Origin of the sequence: Streptomyces sp. NBC_00258 (assembly GCF_036182465.1) — a bacterium.
Classification (GTDB): Bacteria; Actinomycetota; Actinomycetes; order Streptomycetales; family Streptomycetaceae; genus Streptomyces.
Map to the genome: position 1 here is coordinate 4,932,564 of NZ_CP108081.1, position 16,944 is coordinate 4,949,507.

A 16,944-nucleotide genomic window follows, 5' to 3' on the forward strand; every position below is an offset into this window, starting at 1 on the left:
GAAGCCCGTCGCCGGGACATGTTCCCTCTCGTCGACAGCCACCACATCCGCCACCACAACTAGCAGCCCGACCTGGCCCGTTCAGGAGGCCCATGACCAACCCCCCGCCCCTCACCTCGGTACGGCTCGCTGACGACATCGCACGCCAGCTCAGCCAGCTCACACAGCTCTTGGCCCAGTCGCCGCCGCACGAGGCCGCCCAGATTCTCGGCAAGGTCCTCGACTACGACGAGGGCCTGCTCGGACGAGTCACCGACCTGGTCGCCACCGGATCACGCTTCGCCCAGGACCACTCCCAGCGCGGCATCCTGCACCCCGAGGTGTGGCTGGCCCTGGGCCGCGCCGCCAACGAACTCGACAGCGTGGGCGAGGACCTCAACGAGCACACCGGCACAATCAAACAGCTCGCCACGCCCGCCACCCCGTCCACCAGTCCGGCTGCGCAGCCCGCCGGATCGGCGATGGTCGTCAGGCGGCACCGGTGAGACAGAACAAGCAGTGGACCGGCTGGGGCGCCGCCGGTCAGCACGCCCAGCAGCACTACCTCGTCGAGCCCCGCCATCTCGCCGGCGGCGGCGACCTGCGCCACGTCACCGAGTACCTGCGCGCCTCCGGCTGGAAGGACAAGTCCAAGACCGGCGGCCCCATCGTCTTCGACAGCCCGGACAAGTCCGTGCGCATCGGATACGACCCGCTCACCCAGCCCGGCGGCTGGACCATCAGCGGGAAGCAGACCACGCACCAGGAGGCATGGCACGCCACCCTCGGCCGGCAGACACCCGTCGAAATCGTCGCCGGCATCACCGACGCCCTGTTCACGGAGCGCAAGGCGCACGCCCCCAACGTGTGGGAGCCCCTGCAGCAACAGGGCTGGGAGACCGAGCGAGGCCAGCACTTCACCGCCCGCAGCCCGGACGGCGACGCCTTCGTCCGCTTCCACCAGTCCAGCCCCGGGCAGGCGCACTGGTGGGCCGGCGCCCGCAACGAACACGGCCGGGTGTGGGAGGCGATGTTCACGCCGACCACGCCCATGCATCTGGTGCAGGCATTCAGCACGGCGCTCGCGGATCCACAGCCCGTGCTGCGGCCCCTCGGCCGCGTCCCGCCCTCCCAGCGGATCCGCACCACCTCCGTGTCCGTCCTACCGTCCCAGCTCGGCGCGTGGCAGCAGGCCCGGATCACCGCCGCCAGAGCGGCCACATGGGCCCGTAGCTCCTTCGCCACCAACCGGGCTCGCTCCAGCCCCGGCGCTCGCCCGTACGCGACGTCCGCCGGCCGACGCCGCTGACCGGCCACGGGTGGACACGCCCGCCACCCTGTCCCCAACTTTCCTCGATGACAAGGAGATTCATCACCGATCTGAACTGCGACGACACCCTCGCCACAGGAGATATCCACAGGGCTGTCCACAGCCTGGCCCCGCTCACCACCACGTTTCACTCAAGGACGCTGATGCCCAACCCCTCACACCCCAGCTCCGACCAGATCGCGCAGGCGACCGCAACCCTGACCCAGCTCAAGGACTATCTACGCACCAACCCGCCCGTCACCGACGTGCTGCCGCTGCTGGCTCGCCTCCTCGACGAGGACACCGGCGTCCCCATCCTGCTCGGCGACGTCCTGCGCAACGCCGCGCACCTCGTCTCCCAGCAGGCCGCCAGCCCCCAGACCGACGAGATCCACCTGATCATCGACGGGCTCCGGGACGCCGCCCAGGAAGCCACGGACTGGCACGTCCTGCACTGGGACATCCAGCGCGCGGGCGGCCAGGCGTTCGCGCCCGCAGGTCCGCCGACGACTTCGTGACCCGCCCCTACATCGCCAGCAAAGCCGACGCCCCCTGGTCTCGTATCTGGTTCGACACCAGTCCCCGTCATCTCGCCGGGCCCGGCGACCCGCGCCATGTCACCCAGGCGCTGCGGGCCGGCGGCTGGAAGAACTACGCCGACCCCGACTTTCCCCATGTCGTCCTGGCCAGCCCCGACTTCCGCCACACGCTCGTACTCGAACCCGCTGCGGACACATACTCCGCCTGGTGGCGGATCTCCTCACAGCGCTGGCACGCGTCGTTCGGCGGCAACACACCCGCCGAGATCATCGCCGGATTCACCGACGCCCTCCTGCACCCCGCCCCGGCCACGGAGCCAGACGTGTGGCCGACCCTGCAAGCAGCGGACTGGACCTACGAGCGCGACGAGCGGGGCAATGAGAGTGCGCGCCATCCGGACGGCATCACCACCATGGAGCGGCGGGCGACGCTGACGAGCGACTACTTCAGCTGGAGCGCCGACGTCGCGATCCCCACCGGTCTCGGCGGCCACCAGCGGCTGTGGCACGCGTACTTCGACGACCGCACACCCCGCCACCTGCTCGCCGCCTTCGCCACCGCCCTCACCGACCCCGCGCCCGTGCCGCGCGGCCACTACGACGTCCCGCACTCCCACCTGGTCACCCAGGTGGAACGCGGCGCCCAGGGCGAGCAACTGGCCGCCGCCCACGAGGCGCGCCTGAAGGCCATCCGGGCCGCCGCCCGCAAGGCCCGCCGCAGTGGCGCGCCGACCACGCACCCCGCCCCGGCACCCGCCGCCGAGTTGGCCGCTGCTGCGTCCCGGGGCCGCTGAACCACGCGGCGCGGCCCTGGCCGCGCCGCACTCCGTCGCCGTCACACCTGTATGCCCGAAGGCCCTTCTTGACCATTCCACTGGGACCCGCGAGCCCAGAGCACCGCCTCCATCTGAGCCAACTCGCCATCTACCTGCGGGAAAGCAGGCAGATCCTCGCCGCCTGGGACGCCTACTCCGACCAGCACTCCGACCCCGACACGCACCAGCCCTACGACGAGGACGCCTACGGCCTGCGCCAGCGCCAGCGTGACTCCGACACTTTGGTCTCCTTCGGCCGGGTATATGACCACGCCGACGAACTGGTGCACGTCGCCGAACAGCAGCTCGCCCAGCTACCCGCCTCCGCCGGGACCCGGCGCTACGCCTGGCAGGTGCGAGAACTGCGCGACAGCACCAAGGGGCTGTACGCCGTCCACGACGACTGGCTCGCCGTGCGCCGCGCACTGCCCGCGCGTGCCCGGCCCGGGACCGAGGCGTTCGATGAACCGCTCGCCGAAAGCTACGCGGAAGCCTGGCACTACCTCGACCAGTGGGCGATCCACGGCCAGGCGCTCTTCGCCATCAACGCGCTGGCGCAGAAGCGACCGAAGGCATCCGCGCCAGCACTGGTCGCGGCGCCGCCCGTGCCCAAGGCCGCCGCAGCGTCGTCTGCGGCCCGGCGGTGGTGCGCGTGAGCGACACCGTCGAGCAGGCGCTCATCACCCCGCGCTATCTCGCGGGCGGCGGAGACCCGGGGTGGATCACCGTGCCGCTGCATCGCGCCGCCGGCTGGAGCTACGGACACGACCCGCTGATGCCGCGCGTCCTGCTCACCAGCCCGGACCAACTCATCCAGCTGCATCTGGACCCCGACCCGGACGATCCGGGCTGGTGGACCATCCGGCACGCGCGTACCGCGGATCACCCCGGCTGGACGGCCACCTTCGAAGCCCGCACCCCCGTCGAGATCATCGCCGCCTTCACCGACGCCCTGACCGATCCATCCGGCCCGCCCACCGCAGCGCCCGATCCCTGCGCCCCGCTGCGCGACGCAGGCTGGCACACGCCGCCCCACCTCGGCAGCCTCGCCTCCCCCGACAACATCGCGCACGTCTGGCGGATCGGCGCCCCCGGCCGGGATCTGTGGAGCATCGAGACCGCGGTGATCCAGGACCCGACGATCTGGCGGGCCGTGTTCACCGGCACCACCCCGCTGCACCTGATCGCCGCCGTGACGCAGTCGCTCGCCGACCGCACCCCCATCCCCCGCGATCCGAGCCGGATCCCGGGCCTGGCCCGCGACCGCATGACCGTGCACACCCATCACCTCCCCGCGCCGGACATCGCCTTCGCCCTGGATCGACGCGTCAGCACCCTCGCCGCCCGGCGCCGCCCAGCGACCACTGCCACACCCCCGCCACACGGCCCTTCGCCGCGCCGCACCCGCTGACCGGCCCCGCCCGCGCCGCGCTCCTCACCCACGTACCTGGAACAGCCCTTGCCCCAGCCCTCCTCCACCTCGTCCACCGACGGCTACGACATAGCCTTCCGCGTCCTGGGCGTCGTCCTCGCCATCGCCGTCCCCCTGTCCAATCTGGCGTGGCTGGGCGGCAACCTCACCGCCTGGGCCACCGACACCGGTCCCCGCGCGCCTTACCAGCCCGTCCAGGCCCTGCTCCATCCCGATCAGCTGTGGCCCCGCCTCGGCGACACGTCCCTGCTGCTGGGCGCCCGCATCCTGCCCGGCACCGTGCTACTCGCACTCGGGATCACGGCCGCCGTGCTGTACAAGCGGCACAAGGACGGCAACGGCGGACGCAGGAAGCGCGTCGCCGGGATGGCCAAGCAGCGGGACATCGAGCCACTGCTGTCCAAGGCCATCACCGCCAAGGCAAGATCATTGCGCCCGAGTCTGAAGGACGCCAAGCGCCTCGAGCCGGCCGACACCGGCATCCTGCTCGGCAACCTCCAGGGCACGAAGCACGAAGTGCGCATGGGGTACGAGGACGTCGCCGTCGCGATCATGGCGCCGCGGTCCGGCAAGACCACGTCGCTGGCGATCCCCTCCATCCTCAACGCGCCCGGCCCGGTCCTGCTCACCTCCAACAAGGCGGCGGGCGACGCCTACACGGCCACGCTCGACGCGCGGGCGGCCGTCGGCCGGACCTGGTCGATGGACCCGCAGCAGATCGCCCACGCCGAACGGGCCATGTGGTGGAACCCCTTGTCCGACGCCAAGACCCTCGACGGCGCCGGCCGCCTCGCCGGCCACTTCCTCGCGGCCTCGGTGGACGCCTCCCAGCAGGGCGACTTCTGGTCCAAGGCGGGCTCCAACATCCTCTCGCAGCTGTTCCTTGCCGCGGCTCTCGACGAGCGGCCGATCACCGACGTGATGCAGTGGCTGGCCTTCCCCGCCGACCGGACCCCGCTGGACATCCTGCGCGACCACGGGTTCGCCGCCGTCGCCGCGCAGTTGAAGGGCACCGTGGAGGGCCCGCCTGAGACCCGCGACGGGATCTACGAGACCGCCCGCCAGTACGCCGCCGCCCTGCTCAACAGCGAGATCGCCGCATGGGTGACCCCGCAGAAGGACGTGGCGGAGTTCAAGCCGAGCGAGTTCGTCACCTCGAAGGACACGCTCTATCTGCTGTCGAAGGACGGCGGTGGCGGCGCCTCGGCCCTCATCGCCGCGTGCGCGGACTCGGTCATGCGGGCCGCGACCGCCCAGGCCGAACGCGCCGGCGGACGCCTCGACCCGCCCATGCTGGCGATCCTCGACGAGGCCGCCAACGTCTGCAAGATCTCGGACCTGCCGGACCTTTACTCCCACCTGGGCAGCCGCGGGATCATTCCCATCACGATCCTGCAGAGCTACCGGCAGGGCCAGAAAGTCTGGGGCGACGCCGGCATGGACGCCATGTGGAGCGCCTCCACGATCAAGGTCATCGGGTCCGGCATCGACGACCCGGACTTCGCCGACAAGCTGTCCCGCCTGATCGGCGATCACGACGTGGAGACCACCTCCACCTCGACCTCCGAGTCCGGTAAGTCCACGTCCGTCAGCATGCGGCAGGAACGCATCCTGGCCGCTGACGCCATCCGCGCCCTGCCCAAGGGCACCGCGCTCGCATTCGCCACCGGCATGCGCGCGGCCATGCTCGACCTGCGCCCCTGGTATCTCGAACCCGGCGCAGGCGAACTGGCCGCCGCCTCCGCCCGGGCGTCCAAGGACATCACCGAACGTGCCGTCGCCAAGGCCGCCCCGAAACAGTCCGACTTCGGCAAGGCCGCATGAGTGCGACACCACACCACGCTCACCCGTGAGCCCGCCGACAGTGCCGAGCCTGGTCCGGCGGTGCTGAGGGCACGGCGAGCCTCGAACGCCGCGTTGATCGGCCGTGCCTGGCGAAGCCGCGCAAGATCCACGACGTCCCCGACGACTGGAACCCCGCTCACCGTTGCTGCCTGGAATGCGGCAACAGCAACCCCGGCGTCACGCTGCGGGCCATCACCCCCCCGCAACGAACCAACAGGCTCTCGCCTGCACCCGGCATATCCCGAAGGTGTCCGCCGTCCTCGACGCTTTCGCATCCGCGCGAGGAGCACCGGCCGAGCAAGCGACGGCGCCACTGCCCTCGCCGCCGGGTTCGCCCGGCCAGTCAAGACATCACTGACCGCCCCGCCCCTGGGAGACGCACTGCACACATACGAACCCATCGATCTACACGACATGGCACCGCACGAAGCCGTGGACGCGGTCACCGCCGACCTGCGCGACCACCCGATCCCCGGCGACCGGCACAGCCTGTTCACCGCGAGCCGCCACATCGAGCTGCTGTGCGCCCTAGCCGGCCGACTGGCAGGCGACGCCGAGTACCTCCACAACCACGACAGCGCAGGCGGGCCGGCCACGCCATCGGCCGAGAACCTGAGCCAGACGGCGGCGCACGTGGGGCGCGCCATCGCCCACTACACCCAGACCCTCGCCCCGCTCGTCGCGCTCGCGCAGCCCGGGTCACAGGCCACGCTCCAACAGCAGCTCGACGCGATCGACCTGCACAGCCGCCTGCGTGTCCACCTCGACGACGCCGGTCGGGCCCTGGCCGAAGCCCGCGTCTGCCTTCGCCCGCGCCGTTCCACGACACCCGCCGCGACCGCCACCGTGCCCGTGCCAGCCCCGACCGCACGGCGCCGCTCATGAGCACGCTGACCGCCGAATCCCTGCTGTTCGACGTGCCCACGCCCGTCGAACGGCTACTCCACCTCGCTGGCCAGTACACCCGGCACAACGACGCGCTCGACCTCCACCTTCGCGCCGCCACCGAGCCCGAGCCGCAGGCCCATACCGCCTCCGCTCACCGGCTGGCGGCCGACACCCGCATGGCCATCCGAGCCATCCGCGGTCAACGGCTATACGAAAGCACCGAGTTGGCGGAGACAGTTCTGCGGCTGAAGCAGCTCGCCTTCCTCAGCGCCGCATCAGCGGACCACGGCGTACAGGTGGCGCGTGAACTGACCGCCCTGGCTCCCGAGACCACGGTGGGCTGCGCAGTGAGTCTCGCCGCAGAGACGCGGCGCCGTCGCGGGGCGAGCGCCATCGCGCCAGATGTGCGGCTCACTTCCGACCAGCGCTCCGCCCTGGCACAGATCGCCTCCGGCCACGTCGTGGCCAGCAGCTCCCTGGGACGGGAGTTCACGCGCTCCCGCGATCCCAAGATCTTGATGAGCACCCTGCGGACGCTGGAGTCGAAGGGCTTGGCCGAACGCACTCCGAACTCCGCGCTGCCCGCCTACCGCGGTGGCCCGCCCCAGGACCGCGTACGCCTCACACCCGCCGGCATCACCGTCCTCGCCTCCGGCATCGGCCTACCTGCGGCCGGGCCAGACACCGCTCTGGGCGCGACGCCCCGCCCGATACCCGCCACCTCACAGGCCGCCACCCGAAGCCGCTGAACCGCCGCCCACAGGAGTCACCCATCCCCACGCCCCAACTCGACCTGCCCGAACAAGTCCGCCAGCTTCGCCAGTTGGCCCGGGACTTCGAAGCCCTCCGCACCCGCGTACGCGACGTCTCCTACACGCCCGGCGCAGACGCGCTGCGCCGCATCAGCCCGCTCCTGCTCACGGCACAGGACCTCACGGCCACCGCCCTGGTGCGTCTGACCGCGCTCGACAACAGCGCGTACACCAACATCGCCGGCAGCCGCGCCAGCCTGGAGTTGCTGGCCTCGGTCGTGTCCTCTTCGTCGCTAGCCGGCACCGACCTCGCCCACGCGCTGCTCGCCAACCCCTACGAGGGCCTGCAGTTCGCCGGATATCCGGCCGACGACGAGGCGGTGCGTACCGCGCGGCACGCCGAGGCCATTCCGCAGATGACCGGCCACCTCGATGACGCCGCCCACCAGCTCGACCTGAGCGCGATCGGATGCCACTACCTGGCCCACGGCATCACCGAAGACCTGTCATCCGAACAGGAGCACCAGGCGGCGCCTGCTCAGCAGACAACCGTGCCAGACCTCACCCGCCCCCAGTACGACGCTCTCACGTCCTTCCTGGGCGGCGCACGGTTGTATGAGAGTTCCCAACGCGGACTGGGCGTCACACGCGTAGCCACCGACGACGGCGCCCGCGTGTCCATCGCCACCTATCGGGCCCTGGCCAAGCACCGGATGGTCACCGCCGACACCAGCACCTCGCTGTACCACGGCCAGAAGATCACCGTCACCGAGCAGGGCCTGCGAGCCCTGGCCAAACCTCGCCCGCACGCCGCGCTGACCGCCGCCGCGCCAGCCCCGCCCAAGATTGCGGCGAGGCAGGGGGTACGCCGGTGAACCCGTACACGCACGACGACCGGGTCATGGTCTCGCCTCGGTACATGGCAGGCGCCGGAGACCGGATCGCCGATGTGATCGGCCCCCTCATCCACCTCTTCGGCTGGCGCCACGAGCACGACGCCGCCTCCGGGCACATCAGGATCGACAGCCCCGACGGCAGCATGTTCCTCGACTTCAACCCGCTGCACCCGCTCGGCCGATGGGTCACCGTTGCCCACCATGAGCCGTTCTGGGAAGTGATGTTCAGCAGGCAGACGCCCCTGGAGGCAGTCGCCGCCGTCACCCAGGCACTGCCTCAGCTGCTCGGCGATGCCCGGCACGCCGAGCGCATCCCGATCACAGACATGCCCCTGGAGCAGCTCGCCGAGCTGAACGACTGGTCCGCCGACGGCGGCACTCTCACCTCACCCGACCTGTACTGCAGCCTGCGGCACACGCCCGGCGAGGACGTCTCCTGGCAGGTCGAGCACCTCTACTACGAAAACGAGCCGCTGGCCACGTTCACGCAGGACACCCCTGAGGCGCTCGTCGGCAACTTCTTCGCCCACCTGGCCACGCCCTTGGCCGTGGAGCGGGCCTACGCCGATGTCCCCCTCAGCACACGGCACGCGGACAGCGCCCTGATCACCCCCGTCCGCGGCGCCTCGGTGAACCCGCACGTCTACCACGCCCTCACCCAGCTCGACCGCGCCACTGCACGCCGCCGCTGACGCCGCCCCCGAAACGGAACCCCCCTGCCCCAGAACATCGCGTCCACCGCCCCTGCCGAACAACTCCTGCTCCTGGGTGCCGACTTCACCCGGCACAGCGACGCCCTTCTGCGACACCGGATCAACGGTCCCAGCCCCTCGGCCTTCCTCACCGCCCAGGCCGCCGCCGCCCAGCACCTGGCCCGAGCGGCGCTGGAGATCGTGGACACCCTCAACGCCCAGCGGATGTACCACAGCCCCGTGATCCGCTCCGTGTACGCACGCGTGCGTCAGCTCGCTCACCTGGCCACGGACACCGCCGATCACCTCCTGGACGCCGCCGAAATCCTCGACAACACGCGCGCCGGACTCCCCGTCGAGCTCGACGACTCGCTCCTGGTCACGCTGACCGGCCAGCAGGCCCTCGGAGAGGCCGGCAGCCGCCTCACGCTCGTCAGAGATCTGACCGTGCTTGGGGCCGACGACGCCCTCACGGCCGCCGAGGCGTACGTCGCCGAGCGGCTTCGCCGGGGCTTTTCGCTCCCGCGCCAGCCACCCGCCCTCACCGTGGCCCAGGACGCCGCGCTGCGCGCCGTCGCACGCGGCGAGGTGACGATCGCCGACAACAAGCCCTACGTCCGCGCCGACGACGTGCGCGTGACGATCAGCACCGTGCGCGCCCTGGAGGCCCGCGGCCTCGTGGCCCGCGAGGAGTGCCCGCTGTGGCTCACCGACGAGCGGGTCCACCTCACCCCCGACGGGTGCCGTGATCTCGCCGCCGCCTTCGGCCGCCCCAAGCGCCTCGCACCCACCACGGCGCGGCCCGCAGCGGCCCTGCCCCAGGCCACCGCCGGCCGCACCCGCTGACCCCCGCACCCGATCCTCGGCAGACCCCACGCCCACCGACGCCTCACCCCGCACGACATCGCCCTCGCGCTGCCCGCCCAGGTCCAACGGACGCCACGCCCCGTGACGTCGTCGTCCACTTCACCCTGCACCGTCTGGCCGCCCCGCGCTACGACCACCGGTCTTCCGGCGGCCCCGCGAACGGCATCGCCCAGTCACTGTGCGCCCGCCTCTACGGGCTGCCGGACGATCCCGGCCCCGTAGCGACCTCGCTCGACGAACTCTTCCAGTGGGGGACCACCACACGCGACGGCGGACAGGACCCGCGAACTCGCCGACGGCCTGGACGACATCCACCCCGTCTTCGGCAACCGCCCCTCCTCTTCAGCAGAACCCCAGTCACACGTCGCAGCGCGCGCCCGCGAGCCCGGCTTCAGCGGCCGAGCGCCACCGCTGACCTGAAACGACAGCACACCTACCGAGAAAGACACCATCCTGGTGACCGCCGCCCCCCTCAACACGCTCCTCACCCAACAACGGTGCTCGCTGGGCGTGTTCATCCCTGCTGGCCTGCACCGGTCGGACACCCAACGCCGACAACTCGGCCGTCTCGCGGAAGCCGGGGCTGACCTGTTCGAGGTCGGTCTGGCCACCGCGGACGCGGTACTCGATGGTCCCGTCATCCAGGCCGCCTACCACCGCGCCCTGTCACACGGGAACGTCCTGGACCGCACCCTCCGCGCCATCGAGCACGCCGCGTCTCTGCGGCCGACCGTGGTCATGACCTACTGGGACCCCGTCCGTCGCCACGGCCCCGAACGCCTGGCCCGCCGGGTCACCGACGCAGGCGCCACGGGAATCATGGTCGTCGACCTGCCCGGTAACGAGACACTCCGGTGGCACGACACTGCGCGGGACGCGGGCCTGGACACCCCGCACCTCATCTCGCGCACCACACCCGACGCCAGCCTTCCGGCCGCGGTCGAGCGTGCGTCCGGCTGGCTCTACGTACCCGCCAGCACGACCCTCACCGGCTACCAGGGCCCCCTCGACATCCCCGGGCTCGCCGACTTCGCCCAGCGCCTGCGCGGGACGAGCCCGCTGCCCGTGGTCTCGGGGGTGGGGATCTCCACCCCCGCCCTCGCAGCCCGTGTCGCCCCGCTGGTGGACGCCGTCGTCATCGGTACCCCCATCGTCCGCGCACTGATGGCCGGCCCCGGTCTGGCCTCCGATGTGACGGCCGCGTTCGCTCAGACCCTGCACGCAAGCTCGCTCGGGCAACACCATGGCTGACCGCCGCGGCCTGCCCGAGATCCTCGACCTGATCGAGGCCGACGCCCGCGACCTGCACCGGGCCCTGCGCACCAACACCATCGGTCACGTGCAGGCGCTGACGGCCAGGATCACTGAGGCCCAGACGCTCTCCCGCACTGCTCTACAGCTGTTCGTCAACCTCACACAGCAGCCTCTGCGCTCCGCGCCCGCACACCTGCTGCTCCTCGACCGCGTCGCGCACATCGCCAAAGCCGCCCAGGACGCGGGCGCCGAACTCAGCGCGGCGCTTACCCGCGCCGTGGAGAACCAGCACCGTCGAGCCCACGCCACACACGAGCCTCTCGTCCTCCTCCGTCCGTCGCCCCAGCAGTACGTCGCGTCGGCCACCGATCTGCTCGATGCCATCCCCGCTCTGTGTCAGGCCATCCAGCGCGACTCGCTCACGACGTTCAACCTGCCTGCGAGCGAGTCCCGTTGAGGTCCGACATTCGTACCCGTCACACCCAGGACTGCCCATTTCCAATCAGCCTCATTTCCGCGCCCTCTCCCTGGGCGCGGGAGTCCAATCCAGCACCCTCCTCGCCCTGTCCGCCGCAGGAGTCCTTCCCAAGGTCGACTACGCGATATTCGCCGACACCGGCTGGGAACCATCAGCCGTCTACACCCACCTGAACCGCCTCGAACGAGAAATCGCCGCACCCGCAGCCGAACCGGTGCAAGACGACTTCGGGCTGGCTTCTTGAGGCGGATCATCCTCGACCTGTTCGCCGGCCCCGGCGGCTGGAGCCACGCCCTCACCGTCCTCGGCGAGCGGGACATCGGCCTGGAGTGGGACGAGTGGGCCTGCAAAACCCGGGCCAGGGCCGGGCAGTTGACGATCCGGACCGATGTTGCCCGCTATCCGGCGTGGATTTTCTCCGGCCGGATCCTCGGGCTGATCGCCTCCCCTCCCTGTCAGGCATGGAGCATGGCAGGCAAGCGCCTCGGTCTGGTCGACCAGCCGCTCGTCCACCAGGCCGTCGCCGACCTCGCCGCCGGCCGCGACACCCGTGAGCAGCTGCTCGGCGCGTGCGCGGACGAACGGTCTCTTCTCGCGGCCGAGCCCATGCGCTACCTGCACGCGCTGAACCTGGCGGGCGAGCCCGAGTGGGTGCTCATGGAGGAAGTCCCCGACGTCCTGCCGCTGTGGCGGCAATACGCGGCCATCCTGCGGACCTGGGGATTCTCCGTCTGGACTGGCATCCTCAATGCCGCCGACTACGGCGTCCCCCAGACCCGGAAGCGAGCGATCCTGCTCGCCTCCCGCGTACGCACCGCCGAGCCCTCGCCGCCCACCCACGCACAGTCCGCCGAGCCGGAATCACTCTTCGGCCCCGGCCGCGCCCGCTGGGTGTCCATGGCCCAGGCCCTGGGCTGGGGCGCCACCGACCGCCCCGTGCCCACCGTGTGCGCCGGCGGCGGCCCAGGAGGCGGCCCTGAACCCTTCCCCTCCGGCTCCCGTAAGACCCTGACCGACGCCCGCGACCGCGGCACCTGGACACCCCACCCCGACTCCGAGATCGTCCTGGCCTCCCGCAGGGAGGGCTCCGGCTGGGCCGCCCGGCCCGGTGAGAACCGCCCCGCAGACGCTCCGGCACCCACCTTCACCGCCGAGGCACACCGCTGGTCATGGTCACTGCGCAGCAACAACCAGACCAACGCCACCGTGCGCCGGGCCGACGAGCCCGCCGGCACCCTGTTCTTCGGCCACCGGGTCAACGAGTGCGCCTGGGTCGCCGACACCGCCTCCGGCCTTCCGGACGACGAGCAGCGATCGGCACCGGCCCCGATCAAGATCACCGCGCGGGAAGCGGGCGTACTGCAGAGCTTCCCCGCCGACTATCCATGGCAGGGCAACAAGGGCCAGACCTTCTCGCAGATCGGCAACGCCGTCCCCCCGCGCCTGGCCGCCCACCTGCTCGCCCCGCACCTCAACACGTCCTTCAACCCCGACGACTTCACCCTCGCCGCCTGATGCCCCATACCCCTGAACCCCACGAGGACCACGACCTCGACCTCATGCCGGCGCCGAAGCCGGTCCACTACGCCGAGCAGGCCCTGCTCGGCGCCCTCCTCCTCGAACCGACGCGTCTGGCCGACACCGAGCCGCTGCTCGCCCATGACTTCGACAGTCACACCCATGCCGCGCTGTTCACCGCGATCCGCACGCTCCCGGCGCCCGACCCCGACGACCACGCAAAGGACACCGCCTGGCTCAACGCCGTACTGGACCACGCGCGTCCGCATGCTCCCGGCCTGAGCGCCTCCTACATTCACGCCCTCATTCAGTTCTGCCCGCAGCCGAAGCACGCGGCGGCGTACGCCAGGATGATCCGCGCCGACAACGCCCGCCGGGTCCTGCGCGCTCACGCCGAGCGCCTCGCTTCTACCGCAACTGACGCGGGCCTGCCCAACCCGGCTGCCTCGACGCTCGGGCTGGCCGACGACATCGGCCGCGTCCTGGACGCCCTCGCCGAACAGTTCGCCCCGCACCCCGGCTCCTTCCCCCGCACAGCACTCCCCTCCGCGATCCCACGGCAGGCCAGCGAGGAGGACCTCGACGAAGAACGCCTTCTCCTGGCGACCGCCACCGCCTATCCGGCGGAGGTCCGGCAGATGCGGTGGCTGGCCGAGGCGGACTTCATTCTGCCGCTGCACGCCGCACTGTGGCAGTCCATCACGGCGCTGGTCCACCGCGGCGACATGGTCGATCCGGTCACCGTCCTCGGTGAGGCCCAGCACCGCGGTCTGCTCACCGGCTCCCTCTCCCCCAAGAACGTGATGGCTTTGGTCTCCACGCCCGCCGGCTCCCCCGAGTACTGGGGCGAGAAGATCGTCAAACGCGCCCTCCTCGCCCGCGCCCAGACAGTCGCCGCACGGATCAACGCCTACACCGACGACCCCGCCAACACCCCCCACCAGCTCATCACGGGCAGCCGCCGCGCCCTCGCAGACCTCAACGCCCTGCGCACCCGCTGGAACCGCGCCACCGCACCCCCGCCCGCGTCGCGCCACAAGCCCCCTCGTGCCGCGCCACCGCCCCGGGCGACCAGTCCGCCGCTCCGGCCCACACCGCCGACCTCACGAGCCCACCGATGACCCCCGCGTCCGGGCTCGGTTCCCAAGCATGGCCCTCCCCGAACCTGGAACTAGCCGACCCTTCATGCCCAACAGCCCCCTCGCCGTCCATGCCCACCTCGACGTCCACGCCGCCTATACCCCCGCTGGCCTTCTCGCCGATCTCGCGGAGGAAATCTCGCACGGCGCCGGGTCCCGCCAGCCACGCTCCGGTCAGCCTCGGCGCGTGAAGCAGATCGCCGGCAGCGCGCCCGCTGCGCCGCTTCCGCCACTTTCCACGCGTCTTCGACGCTGACCACTGTGCATTGGCGTTGCGGGTCTTCTCGCGGGTCCGACGCTTTTCCTGAAGGTTCACGCCGGACGTGCATAGGGGCGCAGCGTTGAAGAGGAACCCTTCCGCAAGGTACCGATGGAGTGACGGCGCTCCGGCTGCGCTCGCGGTGTTTGACACCGAGGCCCCACATGAGCTGGAGTGGGGCCACCTGGCCCCTGGAAGCGGCCAGCTCCGAGTGCCGTTGAACCGACCCTGGCACTGCCGGACAACCCTCTCCGACGATCTCAAGATCAACCACTACATCGAACGGTTTCATGAGCCTTCTGTGCCAGGTCGGGGCACGCACCAGAAGGAGCATGATGTTGATCGAGGAACAAGTCGCCGCCGCCAGGCAACAGATGACGGGGGAATCCCTGCGTGCCGTACGGCTACGCATCAAGGAACTGCCGAGCTGGAGGTCGCTCGTGCCGAGCGGCACGGACATCCAACTGCTCCTGGAATCGATCCTGTTGCAGTACATCGGCAACGCGCAGCTCTCCAGCCGCTTCCCTCTCGGGATCGCCGAAGTCGTTCCCTCATCAAGCCGCCTGGACATCCGCTTCGAGCACTCCGACTTGGTACGCCCCGCCCTGGAGATGCTCCCCCACCGTGAGCGGGGCCAGCGGACGGTTCACGGCACTCCCGAGCTGTGGGCCCGTGTGGTCGGCAACAGCATCGAGATCGCGTTCGCTCGTCACCCTGCCGCAGGTGTCATCGCTCTCACCACACTGGACCGGTCCGACGATGTCGAAGGACTCCTCTCCGCATACGAAGCGTCCCTTGCCGCGCAGCGGCGTGTGCCCCTGTGGACCGTTGACCCCGGCACCCTTCCGCCCGAGAAGCTCCGCACCGGCGGCCGACGCCGCAAGCCCCAGCCCCGTACGATCATCGACGACCACCGCCCGGCGGCTGCGCTGCCCAGCGCCCTCCTACGCCGGATCCGGCTATGGGACCGACTGTCCGGACACGCAGGTCTGAAGGTGTCGGCCGCAACCGCGAACTATGGCCTGGACTGGCACATCGTGCGCGAGATCCACCAAGGCGTACCCCTCCATGACGACCGGCTCGCCGCGATTCTCAGCGACCCCGTGGCCGGGCCGGGCCTGGTCACCGATGGGGAAGGCCATCACTGTGACGACGACCGCTGTGTCATGGAATTCACCGCGCCGGCCGACCGCATGAGCGGCTGGCGCGGCATCCTGCGAGTGGAAACCGCTGCAGCGAGCGTCCCGGTACCACCTGTGCCGCAGAGGCCACGTCATTTCACCGCACTCGACGAGACTGCGTTCCCCAGCCACGGCGGCCTTCCTCACAACACACCCGCCGCCCGCCACCGTTCTCAACGCTCCCGGGTCGCCGACGGCAACGAGCCGACGGTCGGCCGGTCCACGCAGCTGCTCGCCCCTCGACTCAGCAGATGCCAGTGGGATCTGAGGGGGATTGCGATGCAAATTGGTGCGGCGTGGGCCTTGGACGGCTGCGCGGTCCTCGTCGTGACCCACTCCTTCGACGCCGACCGTGAGGTGCGCCGCCTCTACGAGCATGACGTGTTCGGATGGTCCATCCCGGACCGCCCCAACATTGTTCCATCCTTGCCCTGGAGCAGGGGCAGGCTCGTTCCTGGCAGCGGTGCACTCTTCACCCATACGACGTCCGGTTCCCGTGCGGACGTGGGCGCCCTGCTCCAGCAGGCACGCGCTCATTTCGACTGGGCCATCTTTGTGGACTGCAACGACGACCTCGGTATGGGCCCCTACATCGAACGATCAGTGGACAGCCACTTCGTCGTGGTCGATTCCTCCGGATACCCCGAGAGCTTCGTGACCGCGCAGGCGCGCAATGGCGTCGCCGAGCACCGCGAAGTAGCTGTGACCCCCGCCGCATCGGCCATGGCCTGGCGCCAGCAACACCTCACAGGGATTCCTCTGGACCGTGTCCCCATTTCCGGCCTCGTCCTGCGGCAGTCCTCCCCCCGCGCCGACAGCACCCCGTCACCGGACTTCACCGAACAGGTGGATGCCGAACTCGCACGGTTCGGCATCCCGGTTCTATCCCGCCTGCCCGAAGATCCCGCCGTTGCCCTAGGACACCCGACACCCACCGTGCTGGACGCCGTCGACGACGCCTCTCGGGCGGCGTACGTGAAAGCGTGCACCACTATTCGCCTCGCCCTGTGGGAAGCTGAACAGTGCCTGATCTCGCCAGCGGACCCCTGGGCCTAGAGGCCACCCATCCCAAGCTGTCATGCAGGCGCTGGGTGAGTTGCC

At 70.6% G+C, this 16,944-nt stretch carries 17 protein-coding genes and 1 pseudogene; all 18 read left to right on the plus strand.

The genetic code is table 11. From position 1 onward, the window contains the following. Positions 1–92 precede the first annotated feature (92 nt). The 18 genes and pseudogenes from OG718_RS21915 to OG718_RS22000 all read left to right on the plus strand — a co-directional run bounded on the left by OG718_RS21915 (position 93) and on the right by OG718_RS22000 (position 16,899). A complete protein-coding gene (locus OG718_RS21915; protein ID WP_328844957.1) occupies positions 93–485 on the plus strand; it encodes a hypothetical protein in 393 nt (130 codons plus the stop codon). Further along, positions 482–1,288, plus strand: coding sequence for a DUF317 domain-containing protein (locus OG718_RS21920; RefSeq protein ID WP_328844958.1), 807 nt, complete (start codon positions 482–484; stop codon positions 1,286–1,288). The genes OG718_RS21915 and OG718_RS21920 overlap by 4 nt, the downstream gene beginning before the upstream one ends. 164 nt (positions 1,289–1,452) lie before the next feature. Beyond that, on the plus strand, positions 1,453–1,806 hold the full coding sequence (locus OG718_RS21925; RefSeq protein WP_328844959.1) for a hypothetical protein: 354 nt from the start codon (positions 1,453–1,455) through the stop codon (positions 1,804–1,806). Beyond that, entirely contained in the window at positions 1,803–2,621 is an 819-nt protein-coding gene (locus tag OG718_RS21930) for a DUF317 domain-containing protein (RefSeq protein WP_328844960.1), read from the plus strand. The genes OG718_RS21925 and OG718_RS21930 overlap by 4 nt, the downstream gene beginning before the upstream one ends. A 68-nt stretch (positions 2,622–2,689) precedes the next feature. Then, positions 2,690–3,298, plus strand: a complete 609-nt coding sequence (locus tag OG718_RS21935; protein ID WP_328844961.1) for a hypothetical protein — start codon at positions 2,690–2,692, stop codon at positions 3,296–3,298. Further along, positions 3,295–4,053 carry a DUF317 domain-containing protein gene (locus tag OG718_RS21940; protein ID WP_328844962.1) on the plus strand — a complete coding sequence of 253 codons (759 nt, stop codon included), beginning with the start codon at positions 3,295–3,297 and terminating at the stop codon, positions 4,051–4,053. Before OG718_RS21935 ends, OG718_RS21940 begins: the two co-directional genes overlap by 4 nt. 48 nt (positions 4,054–4,101) lie before the next feature. Further along, positions 4,102–5,898: a type IV secretory system conjugative DNA transfer family protein gene (locus OG718_RS21945; RefSeq protein WP_328844963.1), complete on the plus strand. Its 1,797-nt coding sequence runs from the start codon at positions 4,102–4,104 to the stop codon at positions 5,896–5,898. A 435-nt stretch (positions 5,899–6,333) separates the two neighbouring features. Beyond that, entirely contained in the window at positions 6,334–6,804 is a 471-nt protein-coding gene (locus OG718_RS21950) for a hypothetical protein (RefSeq protein WP_328844964.1), read from the plus strand. Further along, positions 6,801–7,556, plus strand: coding sequence for a hypothetical protein (locus OG718_RS21955; protein WP_328844965.1), 756 nt, complete (start codon positions 6,801–6,803; stop codon positions 7,554–7,556). Before OG718_RS21950 ends, OG718_RS21955 begins: the two co-directional genes overlap by 4 nt. Positions 7,557–7,630: 74 nt before the next feature. Then, the gene (locus tag OG718_RS21960; protein ID WP_328844966.1) at positions 7,631–8,434 is read left to right on the plus strand and encodes a hypothetical protein; all 804 of its coding nucleotides are present in this window, start codon (positions 7,631–7,633) and stop codon (positions 8,432–8,434) included. Continuing rightward, the gene (locus OG718_RS21965; RefSeq protein ID WP_328844967.1) at positions 8,431–9,147 is read left to right on the plus strand and encodes a DUF317 domain-containing protein; all 717 of its coding nucleotides are present in this window, start codon (positions 8,431–8,433) and stop codon (positions 9,145–9,147) included. Before OG718_RS21960 ends, OG718_RS21965 begins: the two co-directional genes overlap by 4 nt. Before the next feature lie 201 nt (positions 9,148–9,348). Continuing rightward, a complete protein-coding gene (locus OG718_RS21970; RefSeq protein WP_328844968.1) occupies positions 9,349–9,993 on the plus strand; it encodes a hypothetical protein in 645 nt (214 codons plus the stop codon). Between the two features lie 477 nt (positions 9,994–10,470). After that, complete coding sequence (gene trpA / locus OG718_RS21975) at positions 10,471–11,265, plus strand: tryptophan synthase subunit alpha (protein WP_328844969.1); 795 nt, start codon at positions 10,471–10,473, stop codon at positions 11,263–11,265. Then, positions 11,258–11,725: a hypothetical protein gene (locus OG718_RS21980; protein ID WP_328844970.1), complete on the plus strand. Its 468-nt coding sequence runs from the start codon at positions 11,258–11,260 to the stop codon at positions 11,723–11,725. The genes trpA and OG718_RS21980 overlap by 8 nt, the downstream gene beginning before the upstream one ends. 37 nt (positions 11,726–11,762) lie before the next feature. Further along, positions 11,763–11,963 (plus strand): annotated as a pseudogene (locus tag OG718_RS21985) (hypothetical protein); the annotation flags it as partial. Between the two features lie 32 nt (positions 11,964–11,995). Next, on the plus strand, positions 11,996–13,261 hold the full coding sequence (locus tag OG718_RS21990) for a DNA cytosine methyltransferase (RefSeq protein ID WP_328847803.1): 1,266 nt from the start codon (positions 11,996–11,998) through the stop codon (positions 13,259–13,261). After that, positions 13,261–14,385 (plus strand): DnaB-like helicase N-terminal domain-containing protein, encoded by a 1,125-nt coding sequence (locus OG718_RS21995; RefSeq protein ID WP_328844971.1) that lies wholly within the window; start codon positions 13,261–13,263, stop codon positions 14,383–14,385. Before OG718_RS21990 ends, OG718_RS21995 begins: the two co-directional genes overlap by 1 nt. 609 nt (positions 14,386–14,994) lie before the next feature. Next, complete coding sequence (locus tag OG718_RS22000) at positions 14,995–16,899, plus strand: hypothetical protein (protein ID WP_328844972.1); 1,905 nt, start codon at positions 14,995–14,997, stop codon at positions 16,897–16,899. The last annotated feature ends 45 nt before the right edge of the window (positions 16,900–16,944 follow it).

Coding starts and splice junctions, on each gene's coding strand:
- OG718_RS21980 (WP_328844970.1), top strand. CDS start 11,258: ATGGCTGACCGCCGCGGCCTGCCCGAGATCCTCGACCTGATCGAGGCC.
- OG718_RS21955 (WP_328844965.1), top strand. CDS start 6,801: ATGAGCACGCTGACCGCCGAATCCCTGCTGTTCGACGTGCCCACGCCC.
- OG718_RS21915 (WP_328844957.1), top strand. CDS start 93: ATGACCAACCCCCCGCCCCTCACCTCGGTACGGCTCGCTGACGACATC.
- OG718_RS22000 (WP_328844972.1), top strand. CDS start 14,995: ATGATGTTGATCGAGGAACAAGTCGCCGCCGCCAGGCAACAGATGACG.
- OG718_RS21995 (WP_328844971.1), top strand. CDS start 13,261: ATGCCCCATACCCCTGAACCCCACGAGGACCACGACCTCGACCTCATG.
- OG718_RS21950 (WP_328844964.1), top strand. CDS start 6,334: ATGGCACCGCACGAAGCCGTGGACGCGGTCACCGCCGACCTGCGCGAC.
- OG718_RS21925 (WP_328844959.1), top strand. CDS start 1,453: ATGCCCAACCCCTCACACCCCAGCTCCGACCAGATCGCGCAGGCGACC.